This is a genomic window from Methanofollis sp. UBA420, assembly GCF_002498315.1.
Taxonomy (GTDB): domain Archaea; phylum Halobacteriota; class Methanomicrobia; order Methanomicrobiales; family Methanofollaceae; genus Methanofollis.
The window spans coordinates 278,473-296,344 of record NZ_DAGX01000007.1; the positions used below are offsets into that span (position 1 = coordinate 278,473).

General features: G+C 60.2%; 11 protein-coding genes and 1 tRNA gene. 8 read left to right on the forward strand and 4 right to left on the reverse strand.

Annotated elements, in window-relative coordinates; genetic code table 11:
* Window positions 1–391: 391 nt before the first annotated feature.
* Window positions 392–1,318 (reverse strand): calcium/sodium antiporter, encoded by a 927-nt coding sequence (locus BP869_RS11475; protein WP_342679801.1) that lies wholly within the window; start codon window positions 1,316–1,318, stop codon window positions 392–394.
* Between the two features lie 71 nt (window positions 1,319–1,389).
* Here BP869_RS11475 and BP869_RS11480 point away from each other — a divergent pair, with 71 nt between their 5' ends.
* From BP869_RS11480 to BP869_RS11490, 3 genes are read left to right on the forward strand one after another with little or no spacing between them, the layout of a single operon-like run.
* Window positions 1,390–2,235: an RNA-processing protein gene (locus BP869_RS11480; RefSeq protein WP_342679802.1), complete on the forward strand. Its 846-nt coding sequence runs from the start codon at window positions 1,390–1,392 to the stop codon at window positions 2,233–2,235.
* Window positions 2,232–2,837: a fibrillarin-like rRNA/tRNA 2'-O-methyltransferase gene (locus BP869_RS11485; protein ID WP_342679803.1), complete on the forward strand. Its 606-nt coding sequence runs from the start codon at window positions 2,232–2,234 to the stop codon at window positions 2,835–2,837. Before BP869_RS11480 ends, BP869_RS11485 begins: the two co-directional genes overlap by 4 nt.
* Window positions 2,838–2,858: 21 nt before the next feature.
* Window positions 2,859–3,581, forward strand: coding sequence for a DUF1614 domain-containing protein (locus tag BP869_RS11490; protein ID WP_342679804.1), 723 nt, complete (start codon window positions 2,859–2,861; stop codon window positions 3,579–3,581).
* Between the two features lie 233 nt (window positions 3,582–3,814).
* On the opposite strand, the gene BP869_RS11495 is transcribed toward BP869_RS11490, so the two are convergent.
* The 3 genes from BP869_RS11495 to BP869_RS11505 form a co-directional block, all read right to left on the reverse strand.
* Window positions 3,815–4,645 carry a TIM barrel protein gene (locus BP869_RS11495; RefSeq protein ID WP_342679805.1) on the reverse strand — a complete coding sequence of 277 codons (831 nt, stop codon included), beginning with the start codon at window positions 4,643–4,645 and terminating at the stop codon, window positions 3,815–3,817.
* Window positions 4,646–4,691: 46 nt separating this feature from the next.
* A tRNA-Gln gene (locus tag BP869_RS11500) sits at window positions 4,692–4,764 on the reverse strand.
* Window positions 4,765–4,814: 50 nt separating this feature from the next.
* Window positions 4,815–5,540, reverse strand: coding sequence for a thymidylate synthase (locus BP869_RS11505; RefSeq protein WP_342679806.1), 726 nt, complete (start codon window positions 5,538–5,540; stop codon window positions 4,815–4,817).
* Between the two features lie 318 nt (window positions 5,541–5,858).
* Between BP869_RS11505 and BP869_RS11510 the strand changes: the two genes are divergently transcribed.
* The 5 genes from BP869_RS11510 (at window position 5,859) to BP869_RS11530 (ending at window position 17,858) form a co-directional block, all read left to right on the forward strand.
* A complete protein-coding gene (locus tag BP869_RS11510) occupies window positions 5,859–8,240 on the forward strand; it encodes an MEMAR_RS02690 family S-layer glycoprotein (protein ID WP_342679807.1) in 2,382 nt (793 codons plus the stop codon).
* A gap of 119 nt (window positions 8,241–8,359) precedes the next feature.
* Window positions 8,360–9,907 carry an AMP phosphorylase gene (locus BP869_RS11515; RefSeq protein ID WP_342679808.1) on the forward strand — a complete coding sequence of 516 codons (1,548 nt, stop codon included), beginning with the start codon at window positions 8,360–8,362 and terminating at the stop codon, window positions 9,905–9,907.
* Window positions 9,897–11,306, forward strand: coding sequence for a carboxypeptidase regulatory-like domain-containing protein (locus tag BP869_RS11520; protein ID WP_342679809.1), 1,410 nt, complete (start codon window positions 9,897–9,899; stop codon window positions 11,304–11,306). The genes BP869_RS11515 and BP869_RS11520 overlap by 11 nt, the downstream gene beginning before the upstream one ends.
* Window positions 11,307–11,544: 238 nt before the next feature.
* The gene (locus BP869_RS11525) at window positions 11,545–14,556 is read left to right on the forward strand and encodes an Ig-like domain-containing protein (protein ID WP_342679810.1); all 3,012 of its coding nucleotides are present in this window, start codon (window positions 11,545–11,547) and stop codon (window positions 14,554–14,556) included.
* Window positions 14,557–14,789: 233 nt separating this feature from the next.
* Window positions 14,790–17,858 (forward strand): Ig-like domain-containing protein, encoded by a 3,069-nt coding sequence (locus tag BP869_RS11530; RefSeq protein WP_342679811.1) that lies wholly within the window; start codon window positions 14,790–14,792, stop codon window positions 17,856–17,858.
* Window positions 17,859–17,872: the final 14 nt, after the last annotated feature.

Genomic DNA, 17,872 nt, shown 5'->3' on the forward strand with positions numbered 1-17,872 from the left:
CAGGAGGCTATCCCAGAACTACTCAGGAAGTTTTCCATGTCGATGGAATAACCCACATTCAATCAACGCTGTAAAAATCCTGTTCAGGTGCCTGTTCTGGGGGAATCGCCCCCAGACCCCCGTTCAGGATAGGGGCGGGATGGTTGTCGCCCTTCCTGGGATTGCCTGTCTGTCTTCCCGGAGCCAATCCTAAGTGGGGGTCCGGGGGTGAAACCCCTGGTTCAGATTGTGGGGAAGGCGGTCAATCCGGGCTCTCTCACTGCGGCGTCAAAAAGTCACCCCCCTGTGGAGAGTGAGCGATTCTCACCACCTCTTCAGTCCGGAGAATTCTGGCGGAGAACCACTCATTCCCTTAGATCTTCACCTTCCGGGCCCTCGACCCCCGGCGCCCTCACACGATCCCGAAGATCAGGGCCATATAGCCCGCATAAGCGGCGATGAGGAGGAGCGACCACGCCCGCGTGAACCGATCGCCTCCCATGAAGAGGGGGACGACGGCGAGGGCGAATGCGGCGGTGATCAGGGTGTCGGAGAGGTTGCCGATCGGCACCGGTCTGATGAGGGCGCCGATGCCCATCACGAAGAGGAGGTTGAAGATGTTGCTCCCGAGGATGTTCCCGACCGAGATGCCGCCCTCGCCCCTGACGATCGCCATGAGGGAGGTCGCGAGTTCGGGCAGGGAGGTGCCCACCGCCACGATCGAGAGCCCGATCACGAGGGTCGGGACGCCGAGCGCGCCGGCGATCGCCACCGCCCCGTTGACGACGAACTGGGCGCCGATGATGACGGCGGCAAGTCCTGCGATGGTGAGGAGCACGTCCCTGTTCCCGTGGCTCTCGACCCCGGACGCCTCCTCTCCCTTCCCGTGCCGCCAGAGGAGGGCGAGGATGACGGCGAATGCGATCAGCATCCCGGCGCCGGCGAGAAGATCGAGTGTGCCCCGCAGGGCGAAGAGGACGAAGACCGCCGTCGCCGCGAGCATCAGACCTGTCTCCCAGAGGGTGGAGTTGTGGCCGTCGCCGTTTCTGCCGACAAGTTGCGGCCTGATGAAGGCGCAGAGTGCAAGGACAAGGGCGATATTGGCGATGTTGCTCCCGAGGACGTTCCCGAGGGCGATCCCGGCGTCGTCGGCGGCGACGGCGTTCACGCTCACCACGAACTCGGGGAGAGAGGTGCCGAAGGCGATGACTGTAAACCCGACCGTCGCCGCCGAGACCCCGAAACGCGCCGCAAGTCCGCTCCCCCCGCCGACAAAGAAGTCCGCACCCTTGACGAGGAGGGCGATGCCGACGAGAAAGAGGATACCTTCTATGATCATGGTGAATTCAGCCTGTATGATCTGGGCGGTGCGCCATATGTTAATGCTCCCTGCATCCCCATCCATATCTGATGGAGCGCTACTGGTTTGGGGACGTCGAAGGGGGCGTCTGTCGCCCTGCTGAGGCCGGCCCCGCAGCCCTTGCCCGGCGAATAGAGACGTTCGGGTCAGAATTCGGGAGGCCCGACTGGAGACAGGCGCAGGCCTGCGGCGCGGTCAGGGATCGTGCCGACTATATCGCCGTCCTGCAGGCAGGATGCATGGAGCGGGCGCGGGCGCGGGTGGCGACAGAACTCTCCGGCAAGGACGTCGAACTCCTCCAGATGGTCAGGACCCTCGACGAGATCGATCATGTCGCAAACCTCCTGCTTGAGCGGGCCGTCGACTGGCAGGCCGTTCTCGACCCGGCTTTCACCAGGAAGTACAAAAGGGGCGGCAAGGCCCTTGCCGGGCGGATACAGAGGAGTCCCTCACCTGCCCTGAGAATGGTCGGGGGCGAGATCGAGAACCTCGGTGAACTGCGGAACCGCCTGATGCGCGAGGTCTCCCGGCGTGCCGACGCCGTCCTCCCGAACACGAGTGCCCTCGTCGGCGGCCTCGTGGCGGCGCGGCTCATGGCCGAGGCCGGCGGCCTCTCCCCTCTTGCCCGGATGCCCGCGGCGACCATCCAGGTGCTGGGGGCGCGGACCGCCATCTTCTCCCATATCCGCGGCAGCGCCCCTTCCCCGAAGCACGGCGTCATCTTCCAGCACCGTCGGGTGCACAATGCCCCGAAAGAGGTGCGGGGCCGGGTGGCGCGGGTGCTTGCGGCGAAACTTGCGATTGGCGCGCGCATCGACTACTTCAGGGGCGAACTCGACCCGGCGTTTGTCGAAGAGGCGCAGAAGCGGATCGACGCCGCAGGGGTGAGCCCATGATCCGTATCGGCGGCGTCCTTGTCTCGCCCGGTGAGGGCGGGGTCTATGGCGAGAGGATGATCGACGGCTACCGCGTCTGGGACCCGTACCGCTCGAAGCTTGCGGCCTATGCCCTCCTCGGCGGGGAGATGGATCTTGCCCCGGAGATGCGGGTGCTCTATCTCGGTGCGGCGAACGGCACCACCGTCTCCCATGTCGCCGACTATGTCGAGGTGGTCTATGCGGTGGAGTTCGCGCCGCGGCCGATGCAGGACCTCATCGAGGTCTGCCGCCACCGGCGGAACATCGTCCCGATCATGGCCGACGCCGGTCGGCCAGAACTCTATGCCGGCATCATCGAGGAGACCGACCTCCTGTACCAGGACGTCGCCCAGCCCGACCAGGTGGCGATCGCCCTGCGGAACGTCCCCCTGCTCAGGGAGGGCGGCACCCTGATGCTGATGCTCAAGACGAGGAGCGTGGACATCAGAAAGAGCCCGCAGGACGTCGCCGACGAGGCGGTCAGCGCCCTCGAGGAGGGCGGGATGCGCGTGAGGGAGGTGCTCTGGCTCGAACCCTACCACCGCGACCACGCGGCGATCGTCTGCGAAGCCATCAAATAAGATCTCCCCCTTCTCTTCTTCATGGGCAGATACCTCTTCAACCCCTTCAGCATCCTCATGGTGGCGTTTCTCGTCGTCGCCCTGCTGCTGCTGATCCCCCTCCTTTTCCTGAGCCTCATCGGTTCGGCATTCGCAAAACTCGGTTTCCCGCCAGGCACCGTCATCCTGCTCCTCCTCCTCACCCTTGTCGGCAGTCTCGTCAATATCCCGGTGACGAAGGTGCAGGGCGGGCCGGTGCGGATGGAGAAGGAGTTCAGCCCCTTCTACGGCTGGGTCTACCGCATCCCCGAGGTGGCGCCGGAGACGGTCGTCGCCATCAATGTCGGCGGGGCCCTGATCCCCCTCCTGATCTCACTGTACCTGCTGTACGAGTCGGTGGTCGTCTCAGGGGGCTACACGGTCCTCATCCTCGCCCTGATCGGGGTAGCGGTCGTCACCGCCGTCACGCACCATGTGGCCCGCCCCGTCCCCGGCCTTGGTATCGCCACTCCCTTCTTCGTCCCGCCCCTTGCCGCGCTCGTGACGGCCCTCGTCCTTGCCGGTTTTGCCGGGAGTCCCGAGGCGGCGGTGATCGCCGCCCCGGTCATCGCCTATATCTCGGGTACCCTCGGCACCCTCCTCGGCGCCGACCTCCTCAACCTCGGCCGCCTCGGCGAACTGGGCGCACCCATGGTGAGCATTGGCGGCGCCGGCACCTTTGACGGCGTCTTCCTCTCGGGAGTGCTCGCGGCCTTCCTGGCATGAGGAGGATTGGTTTTTTCTATTTTCTGGCTTTTTAGAAACCCTCGCGTCGAGTGATCACTTCACGAAGAGAACTCTGGAGATTCTCTGGTCTGCAGTGCCTGTGCCGGGGGACTACAGCGAAGACCTAACGGCCTTCCTGACCTCACTTCGTTCGCAGCCACTGAACTCCAGGATAGGGGAGTACATCAGCCCGAGCATGAGGGTCTTTCCAGAGCCTTTTTCTGATCGATATTTCACGGCCGGTACTTCTGGAACAGTGCGTCGAAGACAGGCACCTGCTCCGCATAGAGCCGCGGGTCGTTCTCCTTGTATTCGAGACTTGTCTCGACCGCCGGGTGCGCCGAGATGAAGGGGATGACGGTGGCGAAGTCCAGTCCGCCTTCGGGGTGGTTGATGGGGAGGTGCTCGTCGGTGACCGATCCCTTCCTGCTGTTCGAGAGGTGAAAGAGACGGAGAGGAAGGTTGTCGAAGGGGGCGAGGAGGTCGGCATAGGGTGCGCCGAGGAAGTTTGCCGTGCAGAAGAGGTGGGCGAAGTCCAGGCAGAACCCCCTGACCCTGCCGCCGGCAAGGGCACGGAGTTCTTCCCCCGTGTTTCCGAGGAGGGGGTAGCCCGCATAGACCGCGGGGAGGTTTTCGAGGATGAACCGCGGGTCGAAGTGACAGTCGAGGAAGGCGGCGAAGGTCTCCTCCGCCTCCTCCCTCCTGCCCGGCAGGTGTCGCCCCGCGTGGAGGACGATGTGTCTGGCGCCGGTGACATCCGCCGCCTCTGCTGTCAGGCCAAGGGCCTCCTCCGTCCACCTCTCGATCTCCGCGGGAGGTCTGTCGTCGTAGGCCGCCGGTGCGCAGGGGTTCACCCCGTGGCCGTGGTGCGGGGCGTGGATGACGATAGGGACGCCAGCATCTGCGATCCTCTCAATGTCGCGCCTGAACACCGCCCCGTCCCCGGGGATCATCTGGACCTGCACATGATCGATCCGCCCCTCCCTGTACATCGCGGCGAGCGCGGAGAATGTCTTTAGATCGTCGGAGCGCACCCCGGCGCCGATGCGGTACGGCCTTTCCATGCCTGATCATGGCATCCGCTCAGGGATGAGTGTTTTCAAAAAGGAGTAGCCCGGAGCAGATTCGAACTGCTGTCGGGGGATCCAGAGTCCCCCATGATTGACCGCTACACTACCGGGCTATGCGCCTTATTCTGTTTTTCTTCGGGATAGAAAAAGGTGACGGTCTGGTTCAGACCGACCGTGCCCGGGGGCACTTCCCGCAGGCCCGGCAGACCTCGGGTATCGGAGATATTTCCGTGCCTTTATTGCAGAACGGAGTGATGTCGTTGCTGTCCCTGACGAAGTAGATGTGCGGCACCAGGGAGATGTGGGTGTAGGCCCCGCAGGGGAGGCCGAGTGCGTCCGCGATCATCTTCTGGAGGTGCGCGAGCGCGAACATATTCGCCCCGGCCGCGGAGAGCATGTCGTTGCTCCTGAAGACCACCTTCATCAGGAGTTTTCCGTCCCGCACCACGCACTGGATCAACTGGAGGCAGGGGCAGTCATGCAGCTCCTCGTCCACCGGCGGGTTCCAGGTGACGGCGACGGCACGCCTGCTCTCCGGGGCCTCCCTGAGTTTCTGTATGATGTACCCGATCTGGTCGGCATGGACGTCGGCTCCCTCCTTCGCCAGGCCCTGCCCCCAGTCGCAGAGACGGCTGTGATAGTCGTACTCGAAGACCGCGTCGGACCCGTGGAGAAGGGCGTTGGCATAGGAGTCCAGGAACCGGCGCTGAAAACGCGAGTGCCCGCTCGCCATCGGTTCGGTGAAGGGATCCTCGACGGTGATCGCCGTCTCCTCGAACTCCACCGTCGCCTCGCCGTCCTCGGTATCGAGCACGTATCCTTTTTCCAGGATCATCTTCACCACCAGTTCATGCGCCCGCCCCAGGGTGGGGGCCCTGATCACTCTCATGGAGAAGAGTAGGCAGGCAGGGTTACTGAAGATTGTGTCTTTGCTCCCTGACCTGCCTGCATTGCGTGTGGAGCGGTTGGCTTTTGCGGGCCCGATGATGCGATTCCTGAGGATTCGCAAAGAATTTGAAATTACGGCCTGTTCAGGGCGTCTGACAGGCGTCACCCGTCCCGTGCAACCACAAAGGATATATTAAGTGTTACACTAATAATGTCGTATATTCCGGCAATCGGAGTATTGGGCATGGTGAACCCGTATTCGACGCGTGTCGAACTAGGTTTGTTGTGCTCACCACGTTTACGTTAAAGGAGGAATTGCATGAAGAGTACATCTAAGATGATGGTCGTTGCCGCCGTCTTCCTTGTAGCCGCCGCCATGCTTGTCATGCCGGCCGCCGCGAGGACTGCGACCCAGATCAACAGCGGAGACACCATCTTTCTGTATGAAGAGAACCTGAACCTGTCGTCAATCAATGACGACACACCGTTCACGACGCTTGTTCACTATACGAACGATGACACCAGTGTTGGTTTCGACACGACCCTCACGGTCGCCAACTCCAATGATTTCAGCCTTTTGGAGGACGTCGCAGCGACTATCAATGGCAAATACGGTCGTTACTTCGTAACCGATGCGTCGAGCGGGAAGTATGTCTACATCGAGAAGCCGACAGTCGAGATCAAGCCCGTTCTTGCCGATTCGCACTCCGACTCGATCGCAGGCAAGACCGTGACCTCGAACGCGAAGATTGCCTTCCAGCTGATCGCCCCTAAGGTCGGCGGTAGCGTTGTGAATGGCACTCCTGCTAACTATGCCACGGTCAACATCGAGGTCACCACCCCGACCGGCGGTACCGTCAAGACGCTCGGTGGCGTTGACCTCGGTGGCATCGAACTCACCTCATCCAACCAGTACACTGGCCCTATCGATCTCTCTGCTGAGGATCTCGACGCCGGCAAGTACGAGGCAGTGGCGAAGTGGGCAATGCCGACCGGCTTTGACCAGTATGCAGAAGACTCCAAGATTGTCAGCTTCAGCCTCACGACCGACAAGCTCTCCATCGCTGCCAGCAAAGAAAGCGTTGTCAGGGGCAAGTCCTTCACCGTGACTGTCACCGGTGACAGCAAGAAGGAGTACTTCCTGTACATCAAGGATGCCGGCGTTGCGGACTACAAGTACCCGCTCCTCGCCCCCAACCAGCCCGGTGTCAGCCCTGCTAGCGCCGGGATGCTTGACCTGACCAATGAAATGGCCAGCGCTCCGGGCACCAACGCGTCTGTCATGACCAAGGCCGACGGCACCCGGACTGTCGAGTTCAGGACCACCGCCGATACTGAAGACAAGACGTACACCTTCAAGGTGATGGAGAACAAGACGACCAACCCCAAGGACGACGATGTCAAGGTGAAGGTCGAGAAGGGTGCAGTCACCATTACCGCCGAGGGTGCGGGCGCCTACTACTTCGGTGAGGAGATCAAGCTCTCCGGTACCAACACCGAAGGCAAGAAGGTCTACCTCTTCCTCGTCGGCCCCAACCTGGGTGACGGCAATGGCGTGAGCCTCGTGGACGTCAGCAAGAAGTCCAGCGCTGGTATCGCAGGCTTTGTTGAGGAGTCTGTCGAGTCCGACGACACCTGGGCATACACCTGGAACACCGGCGATATCGAGGGCGGTGTCCTCAGTGAGGGCAGTTACACGGTTTACGCCGCTACTCAGCCCCGTGCAAAGGGCAACCTCTCCGGTGTCGAGTACGCGACCATGTCCGTCAACCTGAGAAAGGGCTTCATCACCGGTGCCACCAACGTCAACACCCTCGCGAAGGGTGACGACCTGAAGATCACCGGTACCGCGGAAGGCAAGCCGTCCAACATCTATGTCTGGATCTTCGGCAAGAACTTCTACGGTCAGGACTCCAACAACCCCCAGGCCTCTGAGTCTGTCGAGGACGACGGCACCTTCGAGTACAAGCTCGAGGACACCGACAACCTCGCAGCCGGCCAGTACTTCGTCATCCTCCAGCACCCGATGGCCAAGACCGGACCGGGTAACGATGTCTACTGGGATACCACCGACCAGGTCCTGGTGGCTCCGGGTCAGACTGATGTCAACCTGAAGAACCTGCAGGCCTCCGACGCGGCGACCGCGCTCATCAACGCGATGGACTCGTCCAATGTCGACGACACCTACACCAAGCTCACCTTCTCGGTTCAGGAAGCCTGGATCAGGATCGACAGCATCGGCGACAAGGCCGTCGGTGAGAAGTTCACCATCACCGGCACCACTAACCTCGCTGTCGGCGACGAACTGAACGTTGACATTCAGTCTGTGGCTTTCGGCGCGACCAAGAAGACCGAGTCTTCCGGCTTCAGCGGCAGATCCGGCACCGTGAAGGTCGTCGAGGGCACTGACACCAACAAGTGGTCCTACGAGGTTGATGCAACCAACTACAAGCCTGACCAGTATCAGGTCAAGGTTGAAGGCATCGACGTCTCCGACGCCAGCACGAGCACGACCTTCAACATCGTTGAAGGCGTCCCGACCACTCCGGTCCAGCCGACCCAGAGCGTGACCACTGTCCCGCCGACTGGAACTGCAACCACCACCGTCCCGGCCACCACCCCGACTCAGCCCGGCTTCGGCGCGCTGATCTCCCTGATTGGCCTCGGTGCAGTTGCGTTCCTTGTCATGCGCAGGAACTAATCCCCCCTTTTTTTTGCGTCTCTCCTCTGATCCTTTCGCCTTCGTCTCTGTTCAATTCCGGCGCATTTTTCTGGCAGGAATGCCGATACCCTTTAAAGAAGACAGGAGCATCATTATCCATGAAACTCGTAACCAGGCTGATCGACATCGCCCATCGCGGTGTCCTCCTCCATGCCGCCGACGCACGGGAGGTCAGCGTGCGGGACGGCGACCGGGTCGAGGTAAAAAACCGGGTCACCGGCGAGTCGGTCTCCGCCTTTGTCGACACCACCGCCTCCCTCATAGACCAGGGCGTTATCGGCGTCTACCGGCAGACCCAGCAGCAGATCGATGTCCTTGACGGCGCCGAGGTCGAGGTGCGTGCGGCCGACCGTCCTGCCTCTCTCGACTACATCAGGAAGAAGATGGACGGCCAGCGTCTCTCCAAGGAAGAGACCTACGCTATCATCAGGGACGTCGTCGGCGACGTACTCTCCCCGAGCGAACTCACCGCCTACATCGTCTCCACCTACACCAATCCCCTGGACATGGACGAGGTGGAATACCTCACCCGGGCGATGGTGGACACGGGCGAGCACCTCCACTTCCCCTCGTATCCGATCGTGGACAAGCACTCGATCGGCGGGGTGCCGGGCAACAAGATCACCCTCCTTGTCGTCCCGATCGTCGCCGCCGCCGGCCTGAAGATCCCGAAGACAAGTTCGCGGGCGATCACAGGCGCCGCCGGCACGGCCGACCTCATGGAGGTGCTCGCCCCTGTGGAGTTCACCGCCGCCGAGGTCCAGCAGATGACCGAGAAGGTTGGTGCGGTGATCGTCTGGGGCGGGGCGACGAACATCGCCCCGGCCGACGACCGGTTCATCGCCGTCGAGTACCCCTTCAAGATCGATGCACGGGGCCAGATGCTCGCCTCGGTGATGGCGAAGAAGTTCGCCGTCGGCGCGAACCTTGTCGCAATCGACATCCCGGTCGGCGAGCACACCAAGGTCTCGACTGTCGAGGAGGGGAGAAAAATGGCGCGTGAGTTCATCGACCTCGGCGAACGCCTGGGCATGCGTGTGGAGTGCGCCCTCACCTATGGCGAGTCCCTTGTCGGCCACACCATTGGCCCGAAACTCGAAGTGAAGGAGGCGCTCTCCGTCCTCGAAGGTGCGACTGAGCCGAATTCTCTCATCCAGAAGAGTCTCTCCCTTGCCAGCATCCTCCTGGAGATGTCGGGGAAGGCGGCGCCTGGCCAGGGCTATGCAACGGCCCAGGAGGTCCTTGCCTCGGGAAAGGCCCTTGCAAAGATGAAGGAGATCATAAGGGTGCAGGGCGGCAACCCTGATGTGACTGCCGCGGAGATCACTCCCGGCGAGTTCCAGTTCGTGGTCAATGCCCCGACGAGCGGGTATGTGGTCGAACTGAACAACAAGGCCCTCATCAGCCTTGCCCGGGCCGCGGGCGCACCGCAGGATCCGGGCGCCGGGGTCTCTGTCCATGCAAAGAAGGGGACACAGGTTCGGGTCGGCGAACCTATCCTGACAGTCTATGCCGACCGGAAGTGGCGCCTCCAGAAGGCGCTCGAAGTCGGTCGCCAGTTGATGCCGGTCGTTGTCGAGGGGATGCTCCTCGACCGCGTCCCCGGGAGACACTGGGGACCTAGAGGTGAATTCCATGGTATGTAAACTACGTTTCCTGGTTATTGCCGTCCTTGCTCTCCTCCTCTGCGGCACTGCCGTGCAGGCGTCCACCCTCGTCGATGTGACGGTGAAGGACGCGGACGACGGCGCCGCCCTCAAAGGGGCGACGGTCTATGTCGACGGCAGCGACGAAGGCACCACGAACTCGCGCGGCGAAGTGTCCTACAGGCACTCGGAGTCCTCCCGCTATGACCTGAAGGTGACAAAGTCCGGCTACAAGGACTGGACTGAACGCATCGACGCCGACGACACCTCGGTGACCGTGCGGATGGACCGGAGTTCTCTTGACCTGAAGATCACCGTCTATGACGCCGACACCTTCCTCCCGGTCTCGGGCGTCTGGGTTGAGATCACCAGCAAGGAAGACGGTGAGAGAGACTCTGAAAAGACAGATTCGACAGGTCTTGCCACCTTCGAGGTGAAGGCGAACGAGGACTATTCTGTCGAGGTCGAGGCAAAGGGGTATGACCTGCTGCAGCGGGATATAGAGGTCGACGACGAGGCCGAACCCGTCCAGTTCTGGCTCTATCCCGAGGGCAGGTTCGCCTTTCGGGTGCTTGATGCCAAGGACCATCTTCCGGTCGTCAATGCCACGGTGAAGGTCGGCGGGACGGTGCGGGGGACAACAGGCAGCGACGGTTTCGTCACCACGGTCGTGGATACGGACAGGCGGTACCTCGTGGAGGTGACCCACCCGGCGTACAGCGACTACCGTCAGGAGGTGTCTCTCCAGGAGAATGCTGTCCGCACCGACATCTTCCTCTCGAAGTCCACGTACCCGGTCTTCATCTCGGTCTATGACGCCGCGAAGGCCCCGCTGGCCGGTGCGAGCGTCTCCGTCGACGGTAAAGACGTCGGTGTGACTGATAATTACGGACGGTTCAGCCTTGAGTCGGTGGTGGCGGGCACGCATGCCATCGAGGTCAGAGCTCCCGGCTATGTCTCCTGGCAGGGGTCGTGCAACTCCCGTGACCAGAAGACCGACCTTGTCGCCGAACTGGTGCCTGTCTCTGTTCCTGTTGCGGTCATCGTCGGGAGTCCCGACCACAAAGCCCTTGCCGGTGTGGCAATTGGCGTGGATGGGGCGGCCCGGGGCGTCACCGGGGCGGACGGGATCCTGAAACTCGACCTTGCGCCCGGCAGTTACAATATTTCTGGGACGCTGGACGGCTACAAACTCACATATCTGGTGCAGCAGGTCCCGATCGGTTCTCTGGGTGAGTCCTGCTCCCTCACGATGCAGCCTTCCGGCCTTCCCCTCGGCATCATTGGTGTGGTCGCGGTCATCCTTGTCCTGGTGGCGGTCGCCGGTGTGGCCGTGGCCGGGAAGATAGAGAGGCCTGCCCGCCGCAATCACAGGCCCGGGCGGCGTGGCGGTTTCTAAACCCTATTATCTTATTTTTGAGTGTTCTGGAGCATTTATTGGTGTCCCTGCACCTGCTCAGGTAACTGCAGGTAGTGAATTATATTATTTTCGATTTCTTAATCCTGCATTTCTTTTGATCATCTTAATTATGGCAATATTAATCTATTTTTTTGAATATTAGGTGATATTTTCAAGATAATATGAATCGTCCTGTTTTATATGGGGATCAGGTCTGTACATACCTGAGGGAGAAGATATGTCGATACAACGTTTCGGAATACTCCTTTTTGGCGTGCTGTTCCTCTTCTGTGCCGGAACCGCTGCCGCGGAGCCCCAGATGCACCTTCAGGCCGACACTGCATGGCTTGTCGCCGGTGGTGACGGCACTTCGGCGGTCACGGTGATGGTGACCGACGACGGAGGGGTACCTCGTGCAGGGCAGAGCATCGTCCTCTCCTGTGATCCCGCACAGGGTACGGTGTCCCCGTCCACGCTGACGACAGGTGCTGACGGCACCGCCACGGCGACATTCAGGGCCGGGACGCGGAGCGGCACGGCGACGATCACGGCAACGTCCGAGTACCGTGACGAAAACGATGTTCTCCAGACCGTTTCGTCGTCCTGCGACCAGATGATAGACCACGCCGCCCCGTACAAACTTGCAGCCCTCGAGTACGAGAGCGAGATCACCGTCGGGTCCACGACGCCGATCGTCCTTGCCATGGAGGACCGGTACGGCAACCGCGTCGACGCCCGCAAGGAGGCAGAGACCGTCCGCTTCCAGGTCGGGTCGCCGGGTGGTCTGGCCGGAATATCCGACGGCAGTGGCTACCGTGATGATGTTGTCCTCCCTGTGGACGGGAACGGGGACGTGAGGGCCGACTTCAGGGCCGACCAGACGGCCGGCGAGAACATCATATACGTCTCCTTCCCGGGCACAGTCGCCGCCACCACACTCACTATCTATGGCCTCGGCAATGCCGTCCCAGCCTCGATCGCGTGCTCTGTCGCACCGTACGCCGACCCCATCCCCTGGGTCCCTGCCGACGGTAGGAGCACATTCACCCTCACCTATACCCTGAAGGACACCCATGGCAACCCTGCCGGGGCCCGATCGATCACTGTGGTCACCGACGATGAAGACGACAAACCGACGACCCTGACCTCGAACTCCGACGGCCAGGTCATGTTCACCTATGGGCCGCGGGATTCCATCCGCGTCGTGACGATCACGGCGACCTCGGCGGACGACCTCTCTGTGACCTGCTCGCAGACAGTCGAGTTCACGAGTACCGCCCCGGTGAACATGGTTCTTTCGGCAAATCCCCAGTCCATGCCAAGCCGGGACGTGAAAGATGACATGACTGCCGAGGTCAGGGCGAAGGTCCTGGACGAGAAAGGCAACCCTGTCGAGGGGGAAATGGTCACCTTTTCCCTTTCCAGTATCAATACGGCCGGCTATACTGCCACTGCATCCCCTGAACTGGTGGAGACGTCGGCGACCACGGATAAGAACGGTTATGCCGTCGTCCATTTCCGGCCGGGCGCCTTCACCCGCGATCACAATGACCCCGCCTACAGCGGCACGGCCACGGGGACATGCGACGTCGCCGCCGTGTGGGGTGACGTCAGCCACACCCTCTCTCTCACCTGGAAGAACTACCCCTATCTCTCGGTCTCCACATCTGTCGATCCCGAGACCGTCGAGGTGAATGGGACGGTGAACGTCACCCTCGCCCTCAAGGGCGATGGCTGGGCGTTGCAGCCCGACCCGATCGACGTGGTGCTCGTCGTCGACCGTTCGGGAAGCATGGCCCGGACGGACAGTTCGGGAAACGTCCGGATCACGAGTGCGAAGGCCGCTGCGTCCACTTTCATCGACCAGATGAACCCGGGCCGCGACCGCGTCGGCCTCGTCTCCTTCTCTTCGTCCACGACGCTGGACAATTATCTGACCGATGACTTCGCGTCGGTGAAGAGTCGCCTCCAGTCCCTTCAGCCGAATGGTGCCACCCAGCTGCGGCGGGCCATCTACGAGGCCGTACGGATGCAGCAACAACAGGGGCGGCCCGGGGCGGTGAAGGCGATAATCATCATGACCGACGGCGACTGGAACTATGACGGCAGCCCCATCGGCCATGGTACCGGCTACCCTGAGAGCTCGTCGTGGGCCTATACGTTCAGCGGCAGCAACCTTGAGCCCGACCACTACCGGTATTATGACGGCCTCGGCGGCACTCTCCTGACCGGGCAGAAATATGTACGGACATGGTCGGGCGGTTATTACGCCGACTATCAGTACTGCATCGACGGTGAATCGACCAACCAGAACATGTCGAGGTTCGCCTCTTCCAACGACGTGAAACTGTACGCCATCACCTTTGCCTACGACCCGAGCAGCACGGTCACCGAGACGATGACGACCATGTCCACCTCGACGGGTGGGTTCTACGAGCACGCCCCCGGCGGCGACGAACTCGCCGAGATCTACAAACGGATCGCCGGCGACCTCAAGACCGAGGCCGGCGTCGACACCATGATGGACCTCTCCTTCGAGAACGTCCAGGTGAACGACGCCCCTGTGCCGGGCGATGACGTCTTCGCCTACCAGTATATCCCCGGCGTCTCGACGAACATCGCGAGCTGGATCGAGAACGAGAGTGGCCACTATCAGGTCATCCCCCTCCACACCGAGGACCAGACGACCGACTGGGAGGACGACCGGAGCCTCCACTTCGATATCGGGACGGTCAAACTGAACCAGACCTGGACGACCTCATACACTCTCAAGGTGCTCAGCGGTGGGAACATCAATGTCTTCGGTTCGGGTTCGACGATCTCTTTCAATGGCGGTGCCGAGACTCTCACCCTTCCCGACACGTTCATCACCGCCATTCCCGACCTGAACAAAACAGGTGTCAAGAACGCGACTCTGGACCTCGGCATCCCCTACCAGATCGGTTCCAGGCCGGTCACCGACTTCCTGAAGGTGGGGTGGCACCTGAACTACACAGGCAACTATACGGCCACCCAGCGTCTCTCCTACTCCACCGACAGGGGGAAGACCTGGACTCCCTTCCTGACGATGGTGCCCCGGTCTACGGGGGAGTATGACGAGCAGGCGAGCCTCGATGTCCGCTCCCTTGCCGTCGGCTGGTACAAGATCCGTGTCCATGCGACGGCGCCCGACGCCCCCGACTGCATAGAGTACTACCCCGGTGAGATCCAGGTGGGCGACATCCAGTCCAACAAGATCAGGCTGGAATAACCCTTTCTTTTTTTCCGATCATTTTTGCCGGGACTGTCTCCTCCATCGCGGCCTGTTTGTACTAATAATTAAAAAAATTCTATATTTTTCCGTTTAATCATTTTATTGTGTTTTATTTTACGTTTTAAAATCTATGGATCTCTTCTGAATATATCTGTGGCATATCAGTATCTACATTATACCGGAACATTAATCTTGCATGGAATATTTTATGGATCCACGGTGGCGAGGATATGCAGATATCATATTCCTGGATCATGTTGCTCGGCGTCCTGATGCTCTGTTCGGCATCGGCCGCTGCGGATACACAGATTTCTCTTAATACCGATAAAGACTGGCTTGTCGCTGGCAGCGGGGGCACCTCGACGGTCACGGTGACGGCGACCGGTGCGACGACGGTCGTGCTCTCCTGCGATCCCGCAATGGGTACGGTCACGCCGTCCACGCTGGATTTCACCGCCGGTGGACTGAAGACGGCGACGTTCACTGTAGGGGAGAAGAGCGGGGACGCGACGATCACGGGAAAGACGCTGAATGCAACCGGTGCGGTGGTGGCGGAGAACACGGTCGTCCAGAAGGTCGACCATGCGGCGCCGTACAAACTCGCCCTCACGGACTACAGGAGTGAGGCGACGGTGGGATCAGAGGTGCCGATCGTCCTTGCACTGGTGGACTACTACGGCAACCGCATCGATAACCGGTGGGAGTCGGCGACCGGTAGGGATGCCGAGTCAGTCACCTTCTCTGTCGGGTCTCCGGGAGACTCCGCTGTCTTCCTTGTCAACGGCAGTGTAACCGGCGATACCGCTGTCTGCCCGGTGGATGGGGACGGAAATGTGACGGTGACCCTCAGACTCGGGAGAAAAGCCGGGGAGAACATCGTATTCGTAAACCTGCCATCTCCAATCTCTGATACGTATTTCACCTTCTACGGCCTCAGTGACGCCCCTCCCGCTTCGATCACCTGTGCTGTCTCTCCAGACGGCACACCCTTCCCATGGGTTTATGCAGACGGCAAGAGTACGTTCACCATCACCTGCACCCTGATGGATGCCGACGGTAACCCCTCGGTCAACCGTTCGGTCCATGTGAGTACCTCCCTCCCCGGTGAGGAGAAGACTCTCCGTTCCAATAACGACGGTCTGGTCATGTTCACCTACGGGCCGAAGGATAAGATCGGGAAGGTGACGATCACGGCAACCTCGGCGGACAACTCTTCGGTGACCTGTTCGCAGACTGTCGAGTTCACGAGTACAGATCCTGTAGACATGATCCTCACCGCCTCTCCGCAGACCATGCCGAGCCGCGATGTGAAGGACGACATGACCGCCGAGATCAGGGCGAAGGTCGTGGATGTGAAGGGCAACCCTGTCAAGGGGCAGACGGTCACGTTTTCACTCTCCAATATCGATACGGAAGGGTATACTGCTACGGCACCACCCGAACTGGTGGAGACGTCGGCGGTCACGAAATATAATGAATCTGCGATTGTGCATTTCAGGCCCGGGGCCTTTGTTCAAGACCGCAAAAATAAAACTTCGGCAACCGGCACCTGCAAAGTCATAGCCCGGTGGGGTGACGACGTTGAAGACCTCACTCTCACCTGGAAGAACTATCCCTACCTCTCGGTCTCCACTGCGGTCGACAATGAGACCGTCACAGTGAACCAGACGGTGAACGTCACCGTCTGTCTCAGGGGAGATGGCTACGCCCTCCAGCCCGACCCGATCAACGTGATACTGGCGATCGACCGGTCGGGGAGTATGCTTGAGGATGATCCCGATCGCATGCACTCGGTGAGGGAGGCGGCAAAGAAGTTTGTCGACAGGATGACCACGAAGGATAAGGTGGGGCTCGTCACCTTCGGGAGAAATACAGGTTCATGGTATCGGATCAATAAACCTGGAGAATCTTCTTTTGATAATCCTGACAGATATATCGACAACGCTTACCATACTCCCAAACGATATCTCGACTATGCGACCGTCGACCTGCTGCTCACCGATGCTCTCCCTTCGGTGAAAACAGAACTCGACAATATTGTCCCGGACTCTGGAACGCCCATGCGTGCGGGACTGTATAAGTCAATAAAAGAACTTACTGATTCTGGAAGTTCAAATCCTGATCCAGATGCCATCAAAGCGATCATCGTCCTTTCGGATGGGGACTACAACTGGTATGGCGACCCCCTGGCACGGGGCGATGCTGGCGGTTATTGGGGCAAAAAAAGGGTTTGGGATGGAGAGCATTGGCATTATGAAGATGTTTGGGTTTCAGACGATCCCGAGGATTTTGGGGATCTCACCCAGAAGTATTATCGTTTTACTGACCTCTCCGATGAAGAGCAGGATCTCTCTGTCTATGCCAAAAATCACAATATTAAGATATACTCAATCGGGTATGCGGACACCATCTCAGCTGACGGCAAAAAGACCCTGAAAAAACTTGCCGAGTCCACGGGTGGGAAATACTATGATGGAAGTGCCGCCAACATCGGTGCCATCTATACGGCCATCGCCGGCGAACTCAAGACCGAGGCCGGCGTGAACACCAAGATGGACATCTCCTTCAAGGACGTCGAGGTGAACAACGAGATTATAGACGGTGACGCGGTCTTTACCTACCTCCACATCCCCGGAAAATCCACCTATATCGACACCTGGATCGACAACACGACACCTCCGTATGTCCCTCCCCATAATCCATCGTACCCCTACACGGAGGACCAGACTACCGACTGGAACGACGACCACAACCTCCACTTCAACATCGGCACCATCCACCTGAACCAGACCTGGACAGCCACCTACACCCTCACAGTGCTCAGGGACGGGAACATCAACATCTTTGGTCAGGGGTCGACGATCTCCTTCGACAACGGTACTGAAACCCTCGACCTTCCGAGAACCTTTATCACCGCTCTCCCCGGCCTGAACAATACTGGCATTAACGCTTCGTACCTCTGGGTCGGTGAACCCTCCCGTGTTGAGTCGGGCCCGATCACCGATTTCCTGCGGATGAAATGGAACCTCAACTACACCGGCAACCAGACGGCCACGCAGAAACTCTTCTATTCCATCGACGGGAAAAAAACGTGGATCCTCTTCGAGAAAATGGACCCGGAGAAACGGACACATGGCCTGAAGCAGGAAGTGGCAGTGCTTGATGTCCGTGACCGTCCGGCGGCGCAGTACTGGATACGGGTCAGGGCCACCGCCCCCGATGCGCCACCAGCAGGAAATGAAACGTCAGTATCTTTCTTCATCGGCAACGCCACCAATGCGAAGATCAGACTGCAATAATCTTTTTTTGAAAA